This window comes from Streptomyces sp. NPDC048639 (assembly GCF_043199075.1).
Taxonomy (GTDB): domain Bacteria; phylum Actinomycetota; class Actinomycetes; order Streptomycetales; family Streptomycetaceae; genus Streptomyces.
The window spans coordinates 193,867-217,259 of sequence record NZ_JBICVP010000005.1; the positions used below are offsets into that span (position 1 = coordinate 193,867).

A 23,393-nucleotide genomic window follows, 5' to 3' on the forward strand; every position below is an offset into this window, starting at 1 on the left:
CCGCCTCTCCCGCCTCGGTCACGCGGCCACCTGCTCGTCACTGTGAGCAGTGATGCCCTTGGTGGAGGCGATCACGCTCTTGAGCTTCTTCGCAAGCGCCTCGTAGAACATGCTCAGCGGAAACTCGTCCGGAAGCACGTCGTCCACGAGCTTGCGGGGCGGCAGCGTCAGATCCAGCGCGTCGGGCCCCTTGGCCCAGGTGGAGCCGGGGTGCGGGGAGAGGTAGCTCGAGACCAGCTCGTACGCGGCGAACCAGTGCACCAACTTCGGGCGGTCGATGCCCTCGCGGTACAGCTTCTCGATCTCGGCGCACAGCTCGTTGGTGACCTGCGGGGCGCGGTCCCAGTCGATGTGCAGGGTGTTGTCCGTCCAGCGGACCACATCGCGCCGGTGCAGGTAGGCGAAGAGCAGCTGGCCGCCGAGACCGTCGTAGTTGCGCACCCGGTCGCCACTGACGGGGAAGCGGAACATCCGGTCGAAGATCACCGCGTACTGCACGTCGCGGGCCTGGGCGAAACCTTCCGCCTCCAGCTTCACGGCCTCCCTGAAGGCAGTGAGGTCGCAGCGCAGCTCCTCCAGGCCGTACATCCAGAACGGCTGGCGCTGCTTGATCATGAACGGGTCGAACGGCAGGTCGCCGTGGCTGTGCGTGCGGTCGTGGACCATGTCCCAGAGCACGAATGCCTGCTGGCAGCGCTGCTGGTCGCCGACCATCTCCCGGATGTCATCGGGCAGGTCCAGCTTCAGGATGTCCACCGCGGCCTCGGTGACCCGGCGGAAGCGGGCGGCCTCGCGGTCGCAGAAGATGGCGCCCCAGGTGAAGCGCTCGGGGGCCTGGCGGACGGCGATGGTCTCCGGGAAGAGGACGGCGGAGTTGGTGTCGTAGCCACCGGTGAAGTCCTCGAAGGTGATGCCGAGGAACAGCGGGTTGTCGTAGCGCGTGCGCTCCAGCTCGGCCAGCCACTCCGGCCAGACGACGCGCAGGACGACGGCCTCGAGGTTGCGGTCCGGGTTCCCGTTCTGCGTGTACATCGGGAAGACGACGAGGTGCTGGAGCCCGTCCGCACGGTGCTGCGCGGGGTGGAACGCGAGCAGGGAGTCGAGGAAGTCGGGCACGGCGAAGCCGCCCTCGGCCCAGCGGCACAGGTCGGCGACGAGCGCACGGTGGTAGCCCGCGTCGTGCGGCAGCAGCGGGGAGAGCTGCCCGATGGCCGACACCGCGCGGTCCAGCGCCGTCTCGACGGTGGTCTGGTCCGGAACACCCTCGGCGGCGAAGTCGATCGAACCGTCCTTGGACTGCCAGGCCCTGATCCGCTCCACGGCATCCTTGAGAACAGGCCAGGCCGGGTGGTCGATCACGCGCTGTGCGTCGGCGCCTTCACCGCCCTTGCGGTCCTGCACAAGAATTTCCGTCATAGCCCACCTTCCACGGGAGAACCTAGCGTCAAGACACCGTATAGGTACGAGGATATCCGGTACAACCGGAGAGACCGAAAATTATCCTGCCGGACCCCCTCTCACGCCGGTGTTTTTCCCGTCCGAAGGATTCTGGCGCGGCATGGGTCACAAATCAGTGGGAGCCATTAGGCTGCGGCACCGCCCGGTCGACCCCGCCCGAACGGAGACATCCTTGACATTCCTCACCATCGGACACCGTGGCGTGATGGGCGTAGAGCCGGAGAACACCCTCCGGTCATTCGTGCGCGCGGATCGCGAGGGCATGGACGTCATCGAGCTGGACCTGCATCTGAGCAAGGACGGCGCCCTCGTGGTCATGCACGACGCCGAGGTGGACCGTACGACGGACGGCTCGGGCCAGATCTGCGACTTCACGCTGGACGAGCTGCGCGAGCTGGACGCCGGCGACGGCGAGCGCGTCCCGGTGTTCGAGGAGGTCCTCGACGCGGTGAAGGCCCCTCTGCAGGCGGAGATCAAGGACGTGGCGGCGGCGCAGGCCCTCGCCGGGGTCATGCACCGCCGCGATCTCGTGGACCGGGTCGAGGTCATCTCGTTCCACGACTCCGCGCTGGCCGAGATCACCCGGCTGGTGCCGGGGGTGCGCACCGCCCTGGTCGCGAGCCGCTACGGCACGGACGTGGTCGACCGCGCGGTGGCCGTGGGCGCCGGCACGGTCGTGCTGAACATCCGCCGGCTGACCCTGGAGGTCGTCGAGCGCGCCCGCGCGGCCGGGCTGCGCATCGTGGGATGGGTGGTCAACACCCAGGACCATCTGCGGCTGGTCCGCGCCCTGGGGCTGGACGCCGCGACCACCGACTTCCCGGACATCAAGCGGACGAGCCGCTTCACCGCGTAGGCGGTCGGGGCCGCGCCCCCGGCGCTCGTCCCCCCGGCTCCATGGGTACGACGTCATCTCGTACGGCCGCCGGTCAGCGCGTGGCGTCCGGCGGCCGTACGAGCCTGTCGCGGGGCTCCCCGTACAAGCCTGTCGCGGGGCTCCGGAGCGGCCCCTTCTGCGTAGGGTCCCGTTCATGGTGCATGTACTGAGCGGCCGGATCCTGCTGCGGCCCACGGACCCCGAGCGGTCGCGGGCCTTCTACGGAGAGGCGCTGGGGCTCGCGGTCTTCCGCGAGTTCGGGACGGGGCCCGAGCGCGGCACGGTGTACTTCCTCGGCGGCGGCTTTCTGGAGGTCTCGGGACGGTCCGAGCAGCCCCCCGCGCCCGGGCTCCAGCTCTGGCTGCAGGTCGCGGACGCGGCGGCGGCCCACAAGGAGCTGGCGGCACGCGGTGTGAAGATCCTGCGGCCGCCGGTCAAGGAGCCGTGGGGGCTGATCGAGATGTGGGTCGCCGACCCCGACGGGGTGCGGATCGCGGTCGTCGAGGTCCCCGAGGACCACCCGATGCGCTACCGGCCCTGACCGGTCGGCGACACGGGCAGGGTCGCGCGGCACGGTCGTGCGGCGGGACAGTGCGCGGCACGCCGAGCCGGCGCGCCCCCTCCCGTGCTCCTGTGCGCTCCCGTGTGCGGCGTCCCCCGCGGGCATGCTCCGGGCGGTCTCGTCGCGTACGGGGAGGTGCGCCGTGCACGGACCGCCGCTCGTCGGCTGGTTGCTGGTCATTCTGTGCGGAGCTGCCGGGATGCTGTGCCTGCTGCGGATGCGGGGCGGCGACTCCGGACAGCGGCACGGAGCGGGTGGCGAGGCGCTCATGGGGATCGGCATGGCGGCGATGGCCGTCCCGACCGTGGCGCGCGCCCCGCAGCCGTGGGACCACTTCGTGTTCGCGGCCGTGTTCACCGCGGCGGCACTGCACGCCCTGCTGCTCGCCCGGCGCGGACGTCATCATCTGCACCACGTCGTCGGTGCGCTGGCGATGGTCCACATGTCGCTCGCTCCGGGGCATTCGAACCATGCCGCGCACGGGGCGGCCCAACCCGTCGCCGGGACGGCCCTGTTGACGGCGGTGCTGCTCGTCTACTTCGCGGTGTACGTGCTGCGTACGGGCATCGCCCTCGTGCCGCCGGCCGCGACGGCCGGGACCCGCGGGGCGGCCGGGAACCGCGGCGAGGGTCTCCCGTCTGCGCCGGGCATTCCCGCGACGGCCGGGATCGGTGGCGGGGGTCCCTCGCCTGCGCCGGGCATGCGCTGGACGCACCACCCGGAGCTGGCCACCGCGTGCCGGGTGTCGATGGGCATGGGCATGTTCGCGATGCTCCTGGCTGTCTGAGCAGCCCCCGCGCACCGAAGCCCGTGCGTGCGCGTCCGCGCGTACGTCCCGGCACTCAGGCCCCGAGTTCCGTGCGCATGCCGTGGTTTCCGTCACTTCACCGTCGTTGCCATACCTGCCGGTAGCCCCCGCTCGTAGGCTGACGGGCATGATGCTCCCGCTCGCGCTGCTCGCACTCGGCGGGCTCGCCGCGGCCGTCGCCCCCCGCCTCCTGGCGCGCGCCGAGTGGCCGGACCGCGAACCCGTGCTGGCGCTGTGGGTCTGGCAGTGCGTCGTCGCGGCAGTGCTGCTGTGCTGCGCGCTCGCGATGGCGCTGAGCGCGGCCGCGGCCTGGGAGGCCGTACGCGGGCATGTGTTCGCTCCTGCGCCGCGTGGCGTGGTCGAGGCGTACGCCCTGCAGGGGTACGGCCCGTGGGCCGGCGCCATGGCCGCCGTGCTCGCCTGCGGCGGGGCATGGACGGCGGCGATGCTCACCCGCGAAGTGCGCACAGCGCGCGCCCAGCGCAGGCGGCAGCGCAGGGAACTGCTCGTGCGCTCCCCGCGGCTGCCCGGCGAGGTGGAGGCCGGAGACCGTCTCGTCGTCCTCGAAGGGGAGCGGCCCGGTGCCTGGTGGATGCCCGGCGCGGCAGCCCGGCTGGTCATCACCACCGCGGCCCTGCGGCGCCTCAACCGGCGCCAGCTCGACGCCGTACTCGCCCATGAGCAGGGGCACGCGCGGGCGCGCCACGACTGGCTGCTGCACTGCTCCTCGGCGCTGGCGAAGGGATTTCCCCAGGTGCCGGTGTTCGCCGGGTTCCGCGATGAGATGCACCGGCTGGTCGAACTGGCCGCCGACGATGTGGCCTCGCGGCAGTTCGGCCGGCTGACGATCGCTCTGGCCCTGGTCCAACTCAACGAGGACCGAGGGGTGTTCGGCCCCTGTCCCACGCCGCACGCGGAACTCCCGCGCCGCGTCGACCGGCTGCTGGCCGCTCCGACCCGCCTCACCCCGGCACGCAGGCTGCGGCTGACGGCCGCGGCGGCGTTCGTCCCCGTGGTGCCGCTGCTGGTCACGCTGGTCCCCGCCCTCGGCGTGCTGCGCTGACCTACGAGGAACGTGCGGACGGACGGGGACGTGCGGGTGCCGGGTTGGCGGTTCGCCCCGGCTGTCCGCGAAGATCTCCGCATGGATGTGCCACTGTCTCGTCGTCCCGCCGTCTGTCTCCGGGTCGCGGGGATCACCGGCCTGCTGGGCACGATCGTCCTGGCGATGGTCGCCGCCGAGTGGGGGTCCTTGCTCGCGTGGGATCGCACGATCGCGGTCGATCTGCATGGACCGGCGGTCGACCACCCCGGCTGGACGCGGGTCAGCCGCATCCTCACGGACTGGGTGTGGGACCCCTGGACGGTGCGCGCCCTGCTCGTCTCCGCGGCCCTGTGGTTCCTGTGGCGCGGTGACCGCGTGACGGGCGTGTGCGTGCTGATCGCGACGGCCGTCGTGTCCGGACTTCAGCAGGGTCTCAAGCTGGCGGTCGGGCGCGACCGCCCGCACTGGCCCGACCCCGTGGCCACCGCCCACTTCTCGGCATTCCCCTCGGGACACGCCATGACGGCGGCCCTGGGCTGCGCGCTGCTGTGGTGGCTGGCGCTGCGCGCGGGCGCACGGGGCCTGTGGCTGTGGGGCGCGACCGCCCTGGCCGTGATCTCGATAGCAGGTGTGGGGTTCACCCGGCTGTGGGTCGGTGTCCACTGGTTCTCGGACGTGCTCGGGGGCTGGCTGTTCGGGGTGGCGCTGGCCGCGCTGACGGCTGCCGCCTGCTTGCGGTGGGGGCCACCGGGTGCGGGGACAACTCCGGTGGATGCCGCAGGAGATCCGGCCGATGCCGGGAGAGGTGCGCCTTCGGACCGGCCGGAGGCGCCGTAGACGACGCGCCCCGAGCGGGCTGCGGAAAGGACGCGTGCGGGCATGACGATCACGGGCGTGCTGTTCGACTTCTCCGGGACGTTGTTCCGCGTCGAACCGACCGGCTCCTGGCTGCGGACCGTGCTCGACCGCGCCGGCATCCGCGTCGCGGAGGAGGAACTGCTCCACTGGGCCGGGCGGCTCGAACGGGCCGGGGCGCTGCCGGGCGGCGCCTCCCCCGAGGCGGTGCCGGACCACCTGGCCGCGGCATGGGCCGAGCGCGACAACAGCGCCGGGACCCATCGTGCGGCGTACTCGGGCCTGGCGCGGGAGGCGGGCATCCCCTGGCCGGAGCTCTACGAGCCGCTGTACGACCGGCACATGGAGCCTGCGGCGTGGTCGCCCTACCCGGATGCGGCCGAGGTGCTGAAGACGCTGCGGGACCGCGGCGTGCGGACCGCGGTGGTCAGCAACATCGGCTGGGATCTGCGGCCGGTCTTCCGGGAGCACGGCCTCGACGCACTCGTGGACGCGTACGTCCTGTCGTACGAGCACGGGGTGCAGAAGCCGGACGCACGGCTGTTCCGGGCGGCCTGCGAGGCGATCGGGGCGGCGCCGCGGGAGGTGCTGATGGTCGGGGACGACCGGCGCGCGGACGGTGGCGCCGCCGAACTGGGCTGCGCGGTGCACCTGGTGGACCATCTGCCGGTGGAACGGCGGCCCGCGGCCCTGCGGCCCGTACTGGACCGGGTCGGCACGGGACGGTGACGGAGGGCGGGTTCGGCCGGACCGGACTCGGTCGGGTCGTTGACAACGATGTCCCCCCGGAAGTCGCCGTCTCGGGCGATCCCCCGCGTCGCCCGAGACGGCGGACGCTCCGAAAGCCCCTGTGAACAGGGGCGATTCCGGAGACGCTCTGAGTATATTGGCTCGTAGCCAGTCAACGCAGGAGTTACAGGATGTCCCCGCGAAGCGCAGCGGTCAATGAAGAGTTGCGCCGGCGTTCCCGAGAACGGCTGCTGCAGGCGACGGTCGACCTCATCGGGGAACGCGGGTACCAGGCGACGACACTCGCCGACATCGCCGATCGCGCGGGCGCCGCTCGCGGCCTGGTCTCGTACTACTTCCCCGGAAAGCGCCAGCTTCTGCAGTCGGCCGTCCACCGGCTCATGCATCTGAGGCTGGAGGCAGAACTGGAGCGTGAGCCGCGGAGCGACGACGGGAGGGAGCGGCTGGCGCGCGCCATCGATTCCCTGCTCGGCGTCGCGGCCGAGCGGCCCGTACTGATGCGGACCCACATGGCGGGCATCCTCACGGAAGGCGGGTTCGTCCAGTGCCCGGAGCAGCAACGGCTCGCCGGGCTGCTCCGGGACACGGTCGAGCGGTACGGCTCGGACGATCTCGCCGCCGACTACACGATGCTGCGTGCGCTGCTCATGGGCGCGGTCTTCGCCCTCCTCATACCGGGTGCGCCGATGCCTCTGGCACGGTTGCGCGCGGAGTTGTTCCAGCGGTACGGGCTGGCCTGGGAACTGGGCAGCCCGCCGGGCGAGAAGCCGCCCGGCGGGCTGACGGTGAGCGCGGTGGAACCGGTGAGCGCCAGGGAACCGGTGAGCCTGGCCGAACCGACCCGCGGGGCCGAACCGACCCGCGGGGCCGAAGCGGCCACGGGTCCCGGAGCGGTCCGGCGTCCCGCTGCGGTCACCGCGGTGGAGACGGTGACCGCAGCGGAGGGCGTGCCCGCGGTGAAGCCGGACGCCCCGCCCGCTCAGAGGTAGTCGGGCTGGGTCTGGACGTTGAGCTCCTTCAGCCGGACCCACTTGGCGCCGTCCGTCCGCCGGTCGTCGATCCGGAGGACGTCGAAGCCCTTGGCCATGTCGTTCGAGTAGATGTAGCCGTTGTAGTAGTACGCCGACCACGATCCGCCGCCGACGAGCGTGTCCGCGGAGATCGGACCGCGCTCGAAGTAGCCGATCTCCTTCGGCCGCTTCGAGTCGGTGAAGTCCCAGATGGAGACGCCGCCTTGGTACCAGGCCTGGACCATGATGTCGCGGCCCTTCACCGGGATGAGCGAGCCGTTGTGCGCGACGCAGTTCTCGGTGTCGGCCTGGTGCCGCGGGATCTTGTAGTAGCTGCGGAAGGCGAGCTTGCGGTGGTCGCCCTTGCCGGTGATGTCGTAGATGCCGTCGGCTCCGCGGTGGGGACCGGTCGCCTCGTTGCACGTGGGCGCGCCGCCGCCACCGAGTTCATCGGTGAACACGACCTTGTTCCCGCGCTCGTTGAAGGTCGCGGAGTGCCAGAAGGCGAAGTTGACATTGTCCTGCACCCGGTCGATCACCCGTGGCCGCTCGGGCCGTGAGATGTCGAACAGGATGCCGTCACCCATGCAGGCACCCGCCGCCAGCTTCAACTTCGGGAAGGTGGTGACGTCGTGGCACCCGGTGGTCTGGGAGACGCCGGGGTTGGTGGGCGCACCCGGGTTGCCGCCGTCCGGGAAGAGCACGGGGAAGTCCACGACCGCCGACTTCTCGGGCGCGCTCCGCGGCACCTTGATGACCGAGATGCCGTCGTGCGGCGGCTTGCAGTCGGGGAAGGTGTCGCTCGGCGAGTACGAGGAGACGTAGATGTAGACGTTGCGGCGCTCGGGCACCAGGGTGTGGGTGTGCGAACCGCAGGCGGTCTCGACGGCGGCGACGTACTTCGGGTTGCGCTTTTCGCTGATGTCGAAGACCTTCATGCCCTCCCAGGAGGACTTCTCGGTCGCGGGCTGCGTGGCGCTGCTGCAGGAGTTGTCGCTGCGCGAGGAGTCCGTGGAGAGGAAGAGCAGGTCGCCGGAGACCGTGATGTCGTTCTGCGACCCCGGGCACAGCACCTGGCTCACCGTCTTGGGGGCCTTGGGGTTGCTGACGTCGAAGATCCGGAAGCCGTCGTAGTTGCCGGCGAAGGCGTACTTGCCCTGGAACGCCAGGTCCGAATTGGTCCCGGGGAGCGCGTCCTTGGGGATGTTGGCCAGATGGGAAACGTTGTCGCTGTGGACGACCGCGTCCACGGGGGGTATCTCGCCGGCCTTGATGGCGGCTTTCGTATCGGCGGCTTCGCTCGTGCTCACCCTTTCTCGGGTGGTGGGCGCGTCCCCCGGGTCAGGGGTCGCGACCGCGGGTGCAGCAGCAAGGAACGAGGCGATCAGGCCGAAGGCGGCCGCCGCCACGCCGAGGCGTCTGCGCCGCACGCGGGTGGTGTGCAACGACATCTGCGTCCTCCCTAGTGTCCGTTCGGTGATGAACGGTTCTCGGACCCCGGCAGTATCGCTGCTCTCATGTACACAACAACAGGTGTCAATGAGCATGTAAAAAACGAAGCCGATCGGCGATAGTCGCTGACGTGCCCGGACAGCTTCCGACTCATCCGTACTTCTCAGGAGGTCGTAGTGATCCACCGCCGTACGAGAGCGCACGTCCGCGTCCTGGCGGCAACGGCGGCCGCCGTTGCCGCCGTACTGGCCCTGAGCGGCTGCGAGTCGGACGGCGGGGACGCCGACGCGAAGGGCAAGGAGCCCTCGGTGGTGGCGCCCGGCAAGCCGGGTGAGGCGGCGGAGACGCTGTCCGCGCAGGAGGCGGAGAAAGCCGTCGGCGACGACACCCCCAACTCGGCCGATTTCTCCTATGCGCAGCGGATGATCGAGCACCACCGGCAGGCCCTGACGATGACCGCACTCGTCGATGAACGGGCCGATGCGCAGCGGGTGATGCGGCTGGCGGAGCGGATATCGGCGGCCCAGGGGCCGGAGGTCAAAGCCATGAAGGGCTGGCTCGACCAGCACGCCGGGAAGGACGAACAGGGCGGTCACCAGGGCTCGGACGAGCACGGTGATCACGAAGGGACCGATGAACACAGCGGGCACGGCAGCGCGGACGACCACGTGGACCACGGCACGATGCCCGGTATGGCCTCCGAGAAGCAGCTCGGCCGGTTGCGGGCCGCGCGCGGCGCCGACTTCGACGAGCTGTTCCTGAAGCTGATGATCACCCACCACCAGGGCGCCGTCAGCATGGCCACCGAAGTGCTCTCCGACGGCAACAACATCCTCGTCGAGGAGATGGCCAACGACGTCATCGCCCAGCAGACGAGTGAGATCAACCGCATGCGGGGGATGCGCTAGAGACGTGGCGGCAGGGCACCTCCCGCCCGGCGCGCCCCGGTGCGATGCTGGAATCACCCTGCGGGAAGGAGCCCCGCCGTGCTTCGCGTCGCCGTCGTAGGTTCAGGACCGAGCGGGGTCTACACCGCGCAGTCCCTCGTCGAGCAGCAGGCCGTGCCGGACGTACGGGTGCACGTACTGGACCGGCTGCCCTGCCCTTACGGCCTGGTGAGGTACGGCGTGGCGCCCGACCACGAGAAGATCAAGTCGCTGCAGAACAACCTGCGCACCGTCCTGGACCACCCCGGCGTCTCCTTCCTCGGCAATGTGCACATCGGCGAGGGCGGGCTGGGCGCGGCGGAGCTGCACGAGCTGTACCACGCGGTGGTCTACTGCGTCGGCGCGGCCACCGACCGGCACCTCGGAATCCCGGGCGAGACGCTGCGGGGCAGTTATTCGGCCACGGACTTCGTCGGCTGGTACAGCGCCCACCCCGACGCCGCGACCCACCGGTTCCTGCTCGACGGCCCCGCGGCGGTCGTCATCGGCGTCGGGAACGTGGCGGTGGACGTCACCCGGATCCTCGCGCGGTCCGTGGACGACCTGGTACCGACCGACATGCCGCAGGGGCCGCTCGGAGCGCTCGCGGACAGCCGGATCAAGGACGTGTCCATGGTGGGGCGCCGCGGGCCCTCCCAGGCGAAGTTCACGACGAAGGAACTCCGCGAGCTGGGGGCACTGACCGGCGCCGAGGTCGTGGTGCGGCCGGAGGAGCTGGCGCTGGACCCGGCGTTCGCCGATCCGTCGGGGCTGCCCGCGGTGAACCGGCGCAATGTCGAGGTGCTGCGGAGCTGGGCAGCACAGCCGCCCCAGGGAAAGGCCCGCCGCATCCATCTCCGGTTCTTCCTGCGCCCGGTGGCCGTGCTCGCGGGTACGGACGGCGAGAGCGTGGCGGGCGTACGGTTCGAGCGGACGCTGCCGGACGGACGTGGCGGGGTGACGGGGACCGGCGAGTACGAGGAGATCGCCGCCGGGACGGTGCTGCGGTCCGTGGGCTACCGGGGCGTGCCGCTGCCGGGCCTCCCCTTCGACGCGGAGAGCGGGACCGTGCCGAACGAGGAGGGGCGCGTCCTGCGCGACGGCGCGCCCTCGCCCGGGGAGTACGTCGCGGGGTGGATCAAGCGCGGCCCGACGGGGGTCATCGGCACCAACCGGCCGTGCGCCAAGCAGACCGCCGCCTCGGTGCTGGCGGACGCGGGGGCACTGGTCGCACGCCCGGTGCCGGACGATCCGGTCGAGGAGCTGCGGAGGCTGGGCCAGGCGCCCGTCGAGTGGCCGGGGTGGCAGGGCATCGAGGCGGCGGAGGCGGCGCTGGGCCGGTCGCTCGGCCGTACGGTCGCGAAGATCCCGGACTGGGCGGGGCTGCTGGCAGCGGCATCCGCGGTCGCGGCGAACGGCGCGAGCGGGGCGGCGGCGGGAGCGCCTCCGTCCGCCGACGGACCCGGCGGGAGCGTCGCGGGGGCGGGACAGCAGGCGGGCGCGTGAGACTGACGGGCCCCGGAAGCTGACGGGCACGGGAAGCTGACGGACCCGGGAGGCTGACGGGCACGGGAGGCTGACGGGCAGCGTGGCCGACTGGCCTCGGAAGCCGACGGGCCGCGTGGCCGACTACCGGGTCCGCCGCCCCGCTAGTGCGTGCCGGGCCGATCCGCCTGACGTGCGGCGGCGTCGAGGACGCAGTCGAGCAGCCCGGGGAAGAGGGCATCCAGATCGTCCCGGCGCAGCCCGTTCAACTTGGCCGTGCCCTGATAGGCCTGTCTGATCACGCCGCTCTGACGCAGCACACGGAAGTGGTGCGTGCCCGTCGACTTGGTGACGGGCAGATCGAAGACGGAACAGGACAGCGGGCCCTTCCCGCCCGCGAGCGTCCGGACGATGCACAGGCGCATGGGGTCGGACAGCGCGTGCAGCACACCCTCCAGGCGGATGTCCTCGCGCGCCGGGTGGTCGAGCGTGCGGCCCGGCGTGGTGACGGTCCCGGTCATCGCGGCGGCTCCTCGTCTCTCGGGACAGCCATTGTACGAGAGCCATCGTAGTTTGACACATGGCGTACTACGATGCCTATCGTACGAAGGCCAGCCCGGCCACCCCTTGCGAAACGGAGCCTGCCGTGAGCGCCCTCTTCGAGCCCTTCACCCTGCGGTCGCTGACCTTCCCCAACCGGATCTGGATGGCCCCGATGTGCCAGTACTCCGCCGAGGACTCCGGGCCCGGCACCGGCGTGCCGAACGACTGGCACTTCTCGCACTACACCTCGCGCGCCGCCGGAGGCACCGGCCTCATCCTGGTCGAGGCGACGGCCGTGAGCCCCGAGGGCCGGATCAGCCCGGCGGACCTGGGGATCTGGAACGAAACCCAGACCGATGCCTTCCGCCGCATCGCCGCCTTCCTCAAGGAGCAGGGCACCGTGCCCGGCATCCAGATCGCCCACGCCGGACGCAAGGCATCGACCGACCGGCCCTGGCTCGGCGGCGCTCCCGTCGGGCCGGAGGCCGGTGGCTGGCAGCCGGTCGCGCCGAGCCCGCTGCCCTTCATGGACGGGCACCCGATACCGGACGAGCTGACCACCGAGCAGATCCAGGAGATCGTCGGGCAGTTCGCCGACGCCGCACGCAGAGCACTGGCGGCCGGGTTCGAGGTCGTGGAGGTGCACGGCGCCCACGGCTATCTGATCGGGGAGTTCCTCTCCCCCCACTCCAACCACCGCACGGACGCGTACGGCGGGTCGTACGAGAACCGGACGCGTTTCGCGCTGGAGGTCGTGGACGCGGTGCGCGCCGTGTGGCCCGACGAACTGCCGCTCTTCTTCCGCATCTCGGCCACCGACTGGCTGACGGAGAACACGGACGACGACCGCACGGGCTGGACCGGGGACGACACGGTGCGCTTCGCCGAGGACCTGCGCAGCCATGGCGTCGACCTGCTGGACGTCTCCAGCGGCGGAAACGCGGCGCGCGTACGGATCCCCACGGGGCCCGGCTACCAAGTGCCGTTCGCGGAGGCCGTCAAGGCGAGGACCGGCCTTCCGACCGCGGCCGTGGGCGAGATCACCGAGCCGCAGCAGGCCGAGAAGATCATCGACGAGGGCCGGGCCGACGCCGTCCTGCTCGGCCGTGAGCTGCTGCGCAATCCCTACTTCGCGCGGCATGCGGCGCGTGAACTCGGGGGTGCTGTGGGCAGCCCGCGGCAGTACCACCGGGCCGCCTGAGCGACGATCACGGCACGTTGGGACGCCGTTGTCAGTGGCCGGGTGCAGACTGGCCCGACTGGAGACAACGGCGTCCCGGAGGTGGCCGGAAGTGAACGATGCACTACTCGCGGTGGGCACACGCAAAGGGCTGTTCGTCGGGAGACGACACGGCGGTAGCTGGGAGTTCGACGGTCCGCACTTCAACGCCGAGGAGGTCTACTCCGTCGGCATCGACACCCGCGGAGCCGCGCCCCGGCTGCTGGCCGGCGGGACGAACTCCCACTGGGGCCCCTCGGTGTTCCACTCCGACGACCTCGGAAAGACCTGGAAGGAACCGCTCCAGCCGGCGGTGAAGTTCCCCAAGGACACCGGTGCCTCGCTCGAGCGCGTCTGGCAGCTGCACCCGGCGGGCCCCGCCGCGCCCGGCGTCGTCTACGCCGGGACCGAGCCGGGTGCGCTGTTCCGTTCCGAGGACGGCGGGGAGACCTTCGAGCTCGTGCGGGCGCTGTGGGACCACCCGACGCGTGAGCAGTGGACGCCGGGCGGAGGCGGGCTCGCGGTGCACACGATCGTCACGAATCCGCGCGACGCGGGCGCGGTGACGGTCGCGGTCTCCACCGGAGGGGTCTACCGCTCGCTCGACGGCGGGGCGAGCTGGGCGCCGTCCAACTCCGGTGTCCAGGCGGTCTTCCTGCCCGACCCGAACCCCGAGTTCGGGCAGTGCGTGCACAAGGTCGCGCAGGACGCGGCGGATCCGGACCGGCTCTATCTGCAGAACCACTGGGGCGTCTACCGCAGCGACGACGCGGGGGCCACGTGGACGTCCATCGGCGAAGGGCTGCCGTCCGATTTCGGGTTCCCCGTCGCGGCCCACCCGACCCGAGGCGGCGTGGCATACGTCTTTCCGCTCAACGCCGACGCGGACCGGGTGCCCGCGGGGCGGGAGTGCCGCGTCTACCGCACGGAGGACGCGGGCACGACCTGGCAGAAGCTCGGCGCGGGCCTGCCCGAGGGCACGCACTACGGCACGGTGCTGCGGGACGCCCTGTGCACCGACGACGCGGACCCGGCCGGGGTGTACTTCGGCAATCGCAACGGCGAGGTCTTCGCCAGCGCGGACGACGGGGACAGCTGGCAGATGATCGCCTCGCACCTTCCGGATGTGCTGTGCGTACGGGCCGCCGTGATGGCCTGACCCCGGCGGAAAGAGCGGATTCCGCACGGGGAGTGCGTGATCCGTACGGGCCGTGGCTCGATCCGTACGGATCCGGCCCGAACCGTACGGGCTCGATGACGTCGCGTGAGGAGGCGGTTCGCCGAGCCGAGTAGAGTGACGCCCCGTGGCTGCACGACCGTTGAACGAAATCGTCGAGCCGGGATGGGCCAAGGCCCTGGAACCGGTGGCCGAACGGGTCGCCTCGATGGGCGACTTCCTGCGTGCCGAGATCGCCGCCGGGCGGACCTATCTGCCCGCCGGAGCGAATGTGCTGCGCGCCTTCCAGCAGCCGTTCGACGAGGTCCGCGTGCTGATCGTCGGCCAGGATCCGTATCCCACACCAGGCCATGCGGTGGGGCTCAGCTTCTCGGTGGCTCCGGACGTCCGCCCGCTGCCCGGCAGCCTGGAGAACATCTTCCGGGAGATGCACACCGATCTCGGGCTGCCCCGGCCCTCCACCGGTGATCTGACGCCGTGGGCCGCCCAGGGCGTCCTGCTGCTCAACAGGGCGCTCACCACGGCTCCGCGCAAGCCGGCGGCGCACCGCGGCAAGGGCTGGGAGGACGTCACCGAACAGGCCATCCGGGCGCTTGCGGCGCGCGGCAGGCCGCTGGTGTCGATCCTGTGGGGCCGGGACGCCCGTAACCTCCGTCCCATGCTGCGCGATCTGCCGGCGGTCGAGTCCTCGCACCCCTCCCCCATGTCCGCCGACCGGGGCTTCTTCGGCTCACGGCCCTTCAGCCGCGCCAACGATCTGCTGGTCCGGCAGGGAGCCCAGCCGGTGGACTGGCGACTGCCGTGAGCGCGGCCTGCGGGGACCGGCCCGCCGCGCCGTCCGGCCGCAACGGATCGGCGTACGGCTCGCGTTCGCCCCGCAACGGAGCGACCCATGGCCCGCGTTGGCCCCGCAGCAGATCGGTTCACGGCCGACGCGGGCCCCGCAACGGATCGCTCCATGGCCCGCGTTCGTGCCGGACCGGGCGGGCCGGATGACCCCGTCCGCCGGTTCCGCTTCCGAGTGGGTGCTCGGAGTCGACTCCGGGGGCTCGGGCCTGCGGATCGGTCTGGCCCGCGCCGGGGACCCGCAACCGGTCGGAACGGTGGTGTCGCGCGAGCCGGTACGCACCGGTGCCGCCGGCATCGACGCCGGCCATCTGCTGGAGCAACTACTCCCTGCCGCACGGGATGTGCTGGGCCGCGAGGGTGCCGGGCATCCGGCCGAGTCGGGCGGGCGCGTAGCCACCGTCGCCATCGGTGCGGCCGGCATGGCCACCCTCGGCGACGATCTGCGCGCGACGCTGCCCGGCGCGCTGGCCGCGGCCCTCGGAGTGCGGCGGCTGGCCCTCGCGGCCGACGCCGTGACCGCGTACGCCGGTGCGCTCGGCCCGCGTCCGGGCGTCGTGGTGGCCGCGGGCACCGGCCTGATCGCCCTCGGCGCGACGCTCGGCACCGCGGACGGACCGGGCACCTGGCGGCGGGCCGACGGATGGGGCCACCTCCTCGGCGACTGCGGTGGCGGCGCCTGGATCGGCCGGGCCGGTCTCGAGGCGGCACTGCGCGCGTCCGACGGCCGGCGCCGGGGGTCGCGCGCGCTGCTCGCCAGGATGGAGGCGGTGTTCGGCCCCGCAGCGGAACTGCCGGGACTGCTGTATCCGCGCACCGACAGGGCCGCCGTACTGGCCTCGTTCGCACCGGAGGTCGGCCGCTGCGCCGCGGAGGACCCGGTCGCCGCCGAGATCCTCCGGGAGGCGGCGCACTGCATCGCGGAGGCCGCGGCCGCGGTCCGCCCGCCGGACGACGGTGGCGAGGCGCCCTTCGACGTGGCGCTCACCGGCGGGCTGTTCGGGATGGGCGAGCAGTTGCTCGGCCCCGTACGGGAGGCGATCGGCCGCCATCTGCCGTACGCGCGGCTGGTCCCGGCCGCGGGTGATCCGCTGGACGGCGCCCTGGGTATCGCCGCGGCCCTGGCGATGGATGAGTTGCTCCTCCCGGCCGATCCGCGGCTGCTGCACCTGCCTGCGATGCCGGAGGCCGAACCACCCGAATCCCGGGCATAACAATCCTCGCGCGCTGCATGCGCCGGCCCCTCCATCGCATGCGTCGAGCCACGGTCCGGAGCTGCCCGACCGACCGATCGCTGGACGGTTCCGCGTTCAACCGTAGTTCCACCGGAAATTTCGGGACGGATGCCGCACAGCCGCACCCTCCCCGAACGCATCCGACCCCAAAGGCATTAGCATGCGGCGCCATGAGCCACCCCACAGGGCCTGCTTCCGGCCTGCCCGTACGAATGCCGCGTCCCCGCCAACCCGGGCGGCACCGCAGACCTGAGCCGCTGGCGGCTCCCGAGGGTGCGCCCGCGCTTGTCCTTGCCGTTCCCGGAACGCCCAGTTCAGAGACGCGCAGCCAGGCCGAGGAGGTCCTGAGCATCGCGCGTTCCGAGCTGCCCGGGCTCGATGCCCGTATCGGCTATGTGGACGGGAACGACGAGGAGTTCCCCTCGCTGGGAGCGGTGCTGAGCAAGGCCGCGGCCGAACGCTCCGAGCGTGCCCAGCGCATCGCTCTGATACGTGAGCAGATCTCCGAGGACGAGGCCGCCGACGCGTCCGAGATGCCGGAGATGCCGGACCTCGACGGTCCGGTCGCCGTGGTCGTCCCGCTGCTGGCCGGCCCGGACAGCGCGCTCATGCGCCGGATACGGCAGGCCGTGATGGACAGCCGCACCGCGGCCGAGCTGACCGATGTCCTCGGTCCGCACCCGCTGCTCGCGGAGGCGCTGCACGTCCGTCTGTCCGAGGCCGGTCTCGCGCGCGCGGACCGGGCCCGCCTGTTCACCGTGGCCACGGCCGCGGACGGCATCATCCTCGCCACGGTCGGCGGCGACGAGGCGGTGCAGGCCGCCGGGATCACCGGCATGCTGCTGGCCGCACGCCTGGCCGTACCGGTGCTGGCCGCGGCCCTCGACGTCGACGGCGCCATCGCCAACACGGCCGAGCAGCTCAGGAACTCCGGCTCGGCGCAGCTGGCGCTCGCGCCGTACCTGGTCGGCCCCGAGGTCGCCCAGGGGCTGCTCAAGGCGGCCGCGGACGAGGCGGGTTGCGCATCGGCGGAGCCGCTCGGCGCCTACCCCACCATCGGGCGGCTGGTCCTCGGCAAGTACGCGACGGCGCTGGGGATTTCGCACCCGCAGCTCCAGGGCACCTCGCCGGTCCGCTGACGCCTCGCGGCGTCGGCGGACCGCCGGATCCCGGGTCCGCCGGGTCCGCCGGGTCCGGCCACGAACCGACCCGTAACCGGCAGCGAACCGGCCAGGGCCGGGTACGCGCGCGTGCCCGGCCGGCGGTTCAGCCGAAGACGACGCAGGAAGCCGCCGGGGCGGGCACCGAGCCCGCCCGCCGCGGCATCCCCGTGGCCCGGTCCACGTCGAACCAGGTGACATCACCGGACCGTTCGTTCGCCGCGTAGAGGCGCCTGCCCGAGGGGTCGAGCGTCAGATGGCGCGGCCAGCGGCCACCGCAGGGCACCTGTCCGACGCGGCGTGGCCGGTCCCCCTCCCCGTCGAGAGCAAGGACGGCGAGGGAGTCGTGCCCGCGGTTCGCCGTCCAGGCGAAGCGGCCGTCGGGTGCGATCACCACCTCCGAGGGATAGGTGACCTCGCCCTCCCCCTCCGGCAGAACGGCCGTCTCCGTCACGGGCACCAGCTCGCCCGTCTCCCCGTTCCAGCGGCAGGTCGTCAGGGTCGGAACCAGCTCGTTGATGACGTACGCGCGATCGCCGTGCGGATGGAAGGCGAGGTGGCGCGGCCCCGAGCCGGGGCGCAGACGCACCTCGTGGTGCAGGGCCAGCGCCCCGGCCTCGGGGTCGAGTGCGCAGATGCGGACGGAGTCCGTCCCCAGGTCCACGGAGAGCACCCACCGGCCCGTCGGATCGGGGAGTACGGCATGGGCGTGCGGCGCTTCCTGCCGCTCGGGGTGCGGCCCTCCACCCTCGTGTCGCAGGACATGACCGCCTCGGTCGAAGGTGCCGTCGGCGCGGAGCGGAAGCGTGGTCACGCTTCCCGAGCCGTAGTTGGCGACGAGGAGATGGCCGCCGGCGACTGCCAGGTGGGTGGGTCCGCGGCCGCGGACCAGGGCGGTGCCGCCGGGCGTGGGCCGTCGGTCGGTGTCCCGCGTGAGGTCGAACGCCGCCACCGCACCGTTCTCGGTCTCGCTCACCGCGTAGAGCACGTCACCCGCGGCGGCCACGGCGAGGAAGGACGGGTCGGCGAGGTCATCGGTGCTGTGCAGAGGAGTGAGGGCGCCGGAGCCGGGGTCGACGGCCGCCGTGGTGATGCCGTCGCCGCCCGCGGAGGTGAAGGATCCGATGTAGGCCCGTGCCGGCCGCACCGCGCTGCTTCCGCCCACCACGTTCCCCTTCCGCCGCATCGCAGGGGCGGGCCCGCCGCCCCGCGGACGCGGATGCGTCCACCCCGACCGTAGCAGTAGGTCTAGACCAGAACGAAGACGCCGGTCGTCAACCGGCCGGTCAGGACTGCGGGTTGGGCCCGCGACACAGGACGGGCGGCGCGGCGGCTCAGGACGAGGTCAGCGGAGCGCGTGGATGACTCCTCAGCGGCGCGGCGAGACCGGCGAGAGCCCCCTCCAGGGCGTGCAGATGCGCCAGCGCCCGTTCGACACCGGGGTGGTGGTGCGCCTCGGCAGCCGGAGCGGCGGGGGCGGCCGCCCGCTCGGGCGCCGGGGCCAGGAGCCCCTCGACCGCCGCCTCCACCCGACGGCAGGCAGCGGTCAGCCGCTCGTCGCGCGAGGCCTCCGGGTCACCGGCCGTCTCGGCAAGGCCGCGGACCTGCCGGGCGCAGTCGTCGAGCAGCTCGATGACGCGCAACGCACGTGCCTTGCGCGCCCGCAGCGGGCTGAGCGGGTGCACGAGCGGTGCGAGCGAGGTCCGTACCCGGCCGAGCAGCACCTCGAGTTCGGCGACGCGGGCCGACGGGTCGGCGGTCGCGTCGCCCGCGAGCCGCCGGGCGGCCTCCTCCGTGCAGCGGCGTACGCACAGCAGGGCGCGCTGTATCCACGCGTCGGTCGAGGCATGCGTCGTGAGCGGAAGGACCACGGCCACGGCGATGGCGGCCGCGAACGCGCCCACCATGGTCTGCTCGAAGCGCAGCGCCAGGAGCCCGGGGTGGAGCACGCCGAGCAGCCCGTAGAGCAGCCCGGCCATGACGGTCACGAAGAACATCATCCAGCTGTACGAGGGCGCGGCCGTGTAGAAGATCCCGAAGACGCAGACGGCGGCGAGGAGGACGGAGGGCAGGGGCGCGCCCTGCAGCGGTACGGCCACCAGCAGCCCGGCCGCGATCCCCGCGACCGTACCGACGACCCGGCGGAACCCGCGGACCATGGTCTCGCCGCGGGACGCCGTGTTGACGAAGATCCACCAAGCGGTGCCGACGGCCCAGTACCAGCGGTCGTCGGAGATCGCCTGCCCCACGCCCAGAGCCAGGGCACAGGCCACGAAGCACTGGACCGCCTGCCGCGTGGTCGTACGGGCCAGACCGCGCCCGGCGAGCGGAGCGGGCGCGGCCGGCGGCGGGGTGCGCCGCTCGATGCACCAGAGGCCGAAGCGCACCAGGCCCACGGCGGCGACGGCCAGCAGCACCGCCGCGTAGAGCTGCGGAAGCCGGGCCGGCACCGCGTCCAGGAACTGGGTGGCGAAGAACATCATGAACGCGAAGATGCCGAGCGCGGTGCCCCGCGGACCCCAGCGGCGGGCGTAGACGCCGCAGAGGACGACGGCGAGGAAGGCGGCGTCGCGCAGGAGTGGCCGGTCGTGGAGCACCGTGGCCAGCGTCAGGACCGGGAGACCGGCGACCGGGAGCAGAGCGGTGGTCACCATCTGCCGGCGGACGGTGGGGTCGGCGACGTTGAAGAGGGCGAGCAGCGCCGCGAGACCACCCGTGATCGACGCGGGCAGCGAGAGGCCGCTGAGCTCGGCGGCGGCGACGGCGAGCCCGACACCGATGACGGCGCGCACGGAGGTGCGCAGCCGCAGCAGTCCCGGATCCGGTGCCGCGAACATCCTCTTCATCGGGGTGGACCCCACTCCTTTCCTACGAACCGGCTGACGCGCCGACCTGCTGGACCTGTCGGCCCGCCTGCGGACCGGCCGCGCCTCGCGGAACCGCGAACACGGCAAATGGCGCCGCGTGGGGTCCGGAAGCGGCTCCTGGCCGTCCGGCGCAGCCCCAGTGCAGCGCCATCTCTCGGCCAAGGAAAGCATCATTCAGGTCAGTGGCTCAACCGGCACCCGGTCCCACTGGGCCATCGGTACAGCCACTCGCGCATATCCTGGACCGAAAGGAGGCCGATGGCCCATGGACACCGTGGACGTGCTGGACGCCCGCATCCTGCGGCTCATGCTGGAGCAGCCGCGGACGAGTGCCCGCGAGTACGCCCGCATCCTCGGCGTCGCGCGGGGCACGCTGCAGGCCCGGATCGACCGGATGGAGCGGAACGGCGTGATCACCGGCTCGGGGCCGCGGCTGTCCCCCGCCGCGCTGGGCCACCCGGTCCTGGCCTTCGTGCACATCGAGGTCACCCAGGGGCACCTGGACGAGGTGGGCGATGCCCTGGCCGAACTGCCGGAGATCATCGAGGCGTTCTCGATCACGGGCGGCGGGGATCTCATGACACGAGTGGTGGCGCGCGACAACGTGCACCTGGAGGACGTCATCCAGCGGCTCATCCGGCTGCCCGCCGTCGTACGGACCCGCACCGAGGTGGCACTGCGCGAGCGCGTACCGCATCGGATGCTGCCGCTCGTCGAGGCGGTGGGGCGGGAGGCGCCCCGCTGACCGGCAGGGCCCGCCCTCTCTCGCACGCTCCGCCCTCCGCCCTCCGCCCACAGGCCCGCCCGCCCGCACTCCCCCGGGCGTGGCTCGTGCAGGCTGCTCTTGCATGCTGGGGACATGAGTTCCGCGCGCCCGCCCCGTACCCCGTCGGTGATCTTCGACCTCGACGGCACGCTGGTCGACAGTGAGCCGAACTATTACGAGGCGGGGCGTCGTCTTCTCGCCGAGTACGGCGTCACCGGCTTCACCTGGGAGGAGCACACGCGCTTCATCGGGATCGGCACGCGGGAGACGCTCGAGGTGCTGAGTCGCGAGCACGGCATCGACGCCCCGGTCGAGGCACTCCTTCAGGGAAAGAACCGCCACTACCTCGCTCTGGCTTCCGCCTCCACCGAAGCCTTTCCGCGGATGCGGACGTTCGCCGACGCGCTCCACACTGCCGGGGTCCGTACCGCGGTGGCCTCGGGGTCGTCCCGAGCGGCGATCGAGGCGGTGCTCGGCGCGACGGGTCTGGCCCCGCTGATGGACACGGTCGTCTCGGCGGAGGAGGTCGCGCGCGGCAAGCCGGAACCCGATGTGTTCCTGGAGGCGGCCCGCAGGCTCGGCGCAGATCCCTCCGGCTGCGTGGTGGTGGAGGACGCCCCGCCGGGCGCCGAGGCCGCACACCGCGCGGGAATGCGCTGCATCGCCGTGCCGTACGTGCCGGGGACGGCCGCCGATCCCGCCTTCGCCACGGCCGGTCTGCTTTTCGCAGGCGGACAGGGCGAGTTCGATCCAGCTGCCGCGTTCGACTGGGTGATCTCGGCCCACTGAGAAAGTGCTACTCAATCCGGGGCCCCACCAAGCTCTCCGGTAGCAAGAACGTGCAATTATGCGCTGGTTCACTCGAACAAAGAGGGAAACGGAGCATAAATGTCATCAGGGGGCAGACCGGCGGTTCGCCGGTGGGGGGTGGCGGTCGTCGCATCGACGGCCGCCGTGACGGTTCTGGTGCCGATGGGCACGGCCCAGGCCGCGGCGGGCCCGTCGGGCATCACCGCCAAGGGCGCCTATCTGCTCGACAGCGGACCCAACAAGAAGCTGTGGAGCAAGAGCGCCGACACCAGGCGCCAGATGGCCAGCACCACCAAGATCATGACGGCGATGGTGGTCCTGGACACGCGGGGCGTCGATCTCGACAAGAAGGTGACCGTCAAGCAGGCCTACCGCGACTACGTGGCCCGGGAGGGCGCGAGCACGGCGGACCTGAAGACGGGCGACAAGCTCAAGGTCCGGCAGCTTCTGTACGGGCTGATGCTCCCCTCGGGGTGCGACGCCGCGTACGCGCTCGCCGACACCTTCGGTACGGGCAGCACGAAGGCCAAGCGGACCAAGTCCTTCATCGCCAAGATGAACAAGAAGGCCGACGAACTGGGCATGTCGAAGACCGACTTCGACTCCTTCGACGGCATCTCGCCCACGGGGAAGAACCTCTCCACCCCCCGTGACCTGGCGAAGCTCGCGCGGCACGCGATGAAGAACAGCACCTTCGGCGGCGTCGTCAAGGCGACGAGCACCAAGCAGAAGGCGACCAACGGCCGCACGTACACCTGGTACAACACGAACCAGCTTCTGGGCTCCTACAACGGCGCGATCGGCATAAAGACCGGGACCGGGACCGCCGCGGGACCGTGTCTGTTGTTCGCCGCCAAGCGCGGCAGCCGCACCATCGTGGGCGTGGTGCTCAACGACGCCAACCGGTACACGGACGCCAAGAAGATGCTCGACTGGGCGTACGGGGCGCACACCGCCATGAAGCTGCGCCAGCTCCCCAAGAGCGCGCAGCGCGACTGACGCGCGGGTAGCGGGTCAGCCGAGGAAGGACAGCCGCACCTGGCGGTCCGGATTGTCACGGTTCGTATCCACGAGGCATACGGACTGCCAGGTGCCGAGCTGCATGCGTCCGCCGATGACGGGCACCGTCGCGTACGGCGGCACGATCGCGGGCAGTACATGGTCCCGGCCGTGGCCGGGGCTGCCGTGGCGGTGCTGCCACCGGTCGTCGGCGGGCAGGAGCGCGTGCAGCGCGGCCAACAGGTCGTCGTCACTGCCGGCGCCGGTCTCGATCAGTGCGACACCAGCCGTCGCGTGCGGCACGAACACATGGAGCAGCCCGTCGCGGTCCCGCGCCGCTTCGCGCAGAAAGCTCTCGCAGGCCGGGGTCAGGTCGTGCACCGTCTCGGAAGAGCCGGTGGCGACATCGATCATGCGGGTGGTGAAGGCATCGGACATGTCTCCATCCTCTCCGACGCAATGCCACCGCGTCCGCGTGACGCCGACGCGGTGGCATTGCGCGTCCGCATGACGCCGACTCGGCGGGCATCCTCCGTCCGCGTG

General features: G+C 72.0%; 22 protein-coding genes and 1 pseudogene. 17 read left to right on the top strand and 6 right to left on the bottom strand.

What is annotated here, in order from left to right:
• Nucleotides 1–18 precede the first annotated feature (18 nt).
• Entirely contained in the window at nt 19–1,416 is a 1,398-nt protein-coding gene (locus ACGFNH_RS15730) for a DUF6421 family protein (RefSeq protein WP_393653901.1), read from the bottom strand.
• 214 nt (nt 1,417–1,630) lie between these two features.
• On the opposite strand from ACGFNH_RS15730, the gene ACGFNH_RS15735 reads away from it, so the two are divergent.
• From ACGFNH_RS15735 to ACGFNH_RS15765, 7 genes and pseudogenes are all read left to right on the top strand, one after another.
• A complete protein-coding gene (locus ACGFNH_RS15735) occupies nt 1,631–2,314 on the top strand; it encodes a glycerophosphodiester phosphodiesterase (protein WP_393653903.1) in 684 nt (227 codons plus the stop codon).
• Between the two features lie 175 nt (nt 2,315–2,489).
• A complete protein-coding gene (locus tag ACGFNH_RS15740) occupies nt 2,490–2,876 on the top strand; it encodes a VOC family protein (RefSeq protein WP_393653905.1) in 387 nt (128 codons plus the stop codon).
• A gap of 163 nt (nt 2,877–3,039) precedes the next feature.
• Nucleotides 3,040–3,684: a DUF5134 domain-containing protein gene (locus ACGFNH_RS15745; RefSeq protein WP_393653907.1), complete on the top strand. Its 645-nt coding sequence runs from the start codon at nt 3,040–3,042 to the stop codon at nt 3,682–3,684.
• A gap of 148 nt (nt 3,685–3,832) precedes the next feature.
• Nucleotides 3,833–4,768, top strand: coding sequence for a M56 family metallopeptidase (locus tag ACGFNH_RS15750; protein ID WP_393653909.1), 936 nt, complete (start codon nt 3,833–3,835; stop codon nt 4,766–4,768).
• 81 nt (nt 4,769–4,849) lie between these two features.
• Nucleotides 4,850–5,587: a phosphatase PAP2 family protein gene (locus ACGFNH_RS15755; RefSeq protein ID WP_393653911.1), complete on the top strand. Its 738-nt coding sequence runs from the start codon at nt 4,850–4,852 to the stop codon at nt 5,585–5,587.
• A 42-nt stretch (nt 5,588–5,629) separates the two neighbouring features.
• Complete coding sequence (locus tag ACGFNH_RS15760) at nt 5,630–6,334, top strand: HAD family hydrolase (protein WP_393653913.1); 705 nt, start codon at nt 5,630–5,632, stop codon at nt 6,332–6,334.
• Nucleotides 6,335–6,525: 191 nt separating this feature from the next.
• Nucleotides 6,526–7,134, top strand: a pseudogene (locus ACGFNH_RS15765) (TetR/AcrR family transcriptional regulator); the annotation flags it as partial.
• A 200-nt stretch (nt 7,135–7,334) separates the two neighbouring features.
• Here ACGFNH_RS15765 and ACGFNH_RS15770 read toward each other — a convergent pair.
• Entirely contained in the window at nt 7,335–8,816 is a 1,482-nt protein-coding gene (locus ACGFNH_RS15770; RefSeq protein WP_393653914.1) for an LVIVD repeat-containing protein, read from the bottom strand.
• Nucleotides 8,817–8,993: 177 nt separating this feature from the next.
• Between ACGFNH_RS15770 and ACGFNH_RS15775 the strand changes: the two genes are divergently transcribed.
• Entirely contained in the window at nt 8,994–9,725 is a 732-nt protein-coding gene (locus tag ACGFNH_RS15775) for a DUF305 domain-containing protein (protein WP_393653916.1), read from the top strand.
• Nucleotides 9,726–9,803: 78 nt separating this feature from the next.
• Entirely contained in the window at nt 9,804–11,249 is a 1,446-nt protein-coding gene (locus ACGFNH_RS15780) for an FAD-dependent oxidoreductase (RefSeq protein ID WP_393653918.1), read from the top strand.
• 143 nt (nt 11,250–11,392) lie between these two features.
• On the opposite strand, the gene ACGFNH_RS15785 is transcribed toward ACGFNH_RS15780, so the two are convergent.
• Entirely contained in the window at nt 11,393–11,749 is a 357-nt protein-coding gene (locus ACGFNH_RS15785) for an ArsR/SmtB family transcription factor (RefSeq protein WP_393653920.1), read from the bottom strand.
• 125 nt (nt 11,750–11,874) lie between these two features.
• Here ACGFNH_RS15785 and ACGFNH_RS15790 point away from each other — a divergent pair, with 125 nt between their 5' ends.
• The 5 genes from ACGFNH_RS15790 to ACGFNH_RS15810 all read left to right on the top strand — a co-directional run bounded on the left by ACGFNH_RS15790 (nt 11,875) and on the right by ACGFNH_RS15810 (nt 17,387).
• A complete protein-coding gene (locus ACGFNH_RS15790) occupies nt 11,875–12,972 on the top strand; it encodes an NADH:flavin oxidoreductase/NADH oxidase (protein WP_393653922.1) in 1,098 nt (365 codons plus the stop codon).
• A 91-nt stretch (nt 12,973–13,063) separates the two neighbouring features.
• The gene (locus tag ACGFNH_RS15795; RefSeq protein WP_393653924.1) at nt 13,064–14,149 is read left to right on the top strand and encodes a WD40/YVTN/BNR-like repeat-containing protein; all 1,086 of its coding nucleotides are present in this window, start codon (nt 13,064–13,066) and stop codon (nt 14,147–14,149) included.
• A gap of 145 nt (nt 14,150–14,294) precedes the next feature.
• The gene (locus ACGFNH_RS15800; RefSeq protein ID WP_393653926.1) at nt 14,295–14,972 is read left to right on the top strand and encodes a uracil-DNA glycosylase; all 678 of its coding nucleotides are present in this window, start codon (nt 14,295–14,297) and stop codon (nt 14,970–14,972) included.
• Nucleotides 14,973–15,159: 187 nt separating this feature from the next.
• Nucleotides 15,160–16,227, top strand: coding sequence for an N-acetylglucosamine kinase (locus ACGFNH_RS15805; RefSeq protein ID WP_393653928.1), 1,068 nt, complete (start codon nt 15,160–15,162; stop codon nt 16,225–16,227).
• Between the two features lie 191 nt (nt 16,228–16,418).
• The gene (locus ACGFNH_RS15810) at nt 16,419–17,387 is read left to right on the top strand and encodes a sirohydrochlorin chelatase (protein ID WP_393653929.1); all 969 of its coding nucleotides are present in this window, start codon (nt 16,419–16,421) and stop codon (nt 17,385–17,387) included.
• A 127-nt stretch (nt 17,388–17,514) separates the two neighbouring features.
• Here the strand turns inward: ACGFNH_RS15810 and ACGFNH_RS15815 are convergent, their stop codons facing one another.
• Both ACGFNH_RS15815 and ACGFNH_RS15820 read right to left on the bottom strand, forming a co-directional pair.
• Entirely contained in the window at nt 17,515–18,594 is a 1,080-nt protein-coding gene (locus ACGFNH_RS15815; RefSeq protein ID WP_393653931.1) for a lactonase family protein, read from the bottom strand.
• Nucleotides 18,595–18,742: 148 nt separating this feature from the next.
• On the bottom strand, nt 18,743–20,254 hold the full coding sequence (locus ACGFNH_RS15820; RefSeq protein WP_393653933.1) for an FUSC family protein: 1,512 nt from the start codon (nt 20,252–20,254) through the stop codon (nt 18,743–18,745).
• Nucleotides 20,255–20,540: 286 nt separating this feature from the next.
• On the opposite strand from ACGFNH_RS15820, the gene ACGFNH_RS15825 reads away from it, so the two are divergent.
• The 3 genes from ACGFNH_RS15825 to ACGFNH_RS15835 all read left to right on the top strand — a co-directional run bounded on the left by ACGFNH_RS15825 (nt 20,541) and on the right by ACGFNH_RS15835 (nt 22,850).
• On the top strand, nt 20,541–21,020 hold the full coding sequence (locus ACGFNH_RS15825; RefSeq protein WP_393653935.1) for an Lrp/AsnC family transcriptional regulator: 480 nt from the start codon (nt 20,541–20,543) through the stop codon (nt 21,018–21,020).
• A 114-nt stretch (nt 21,021–21,134) separates the two neighbouring features.
• Nucleotides 21,135–21,830: an HAD family hydrolase gene (locus ACGFNH_RS15830; protein WP_393653937.1), complete on the top strand. Its 696-nt coding sequence runs from the start codon at nt 21,135–21,137 to the stop codon at nt 21,828–21,830.
• Nucleotides 21,831–21,929: 99 nt separating this feature from the next.
• Nucleotides 21,930–22,850 carry a D-alanyl-D-alanine carboxypeptidase family protein gene (locus ACGFNH_RS15835; protein ID WP_393653939.1) on the top strand — a complete coding sequence of 307 codons (921 nt, stop codon included), beginning with the start codon at nt 21,930–21,932 and terminating at the stop codon, nt 22,848–22,850.
• Nucleotides 22,851–22,865: 15 nt separating this feature from the next.
• Here the strand turns inward: ACGFNH_RS15835 and ACGFNH_RS15840 are convergent, their stop codons facing one another.
• Nucleotides 22,866–23,288, bottom strand: coding sequence for a secondary thiamine-phosphate synthase enzyme YjbQ (locus ACGFNH_RS15840; RefSeq protein ID WP_393653941.1), 423 nt, complete (start codon nt 23,286–23,288; stop codon nt 22,866–22,868).
• Nucleotides 23,289–23,393: the final 105 nt, after the last annotated feature.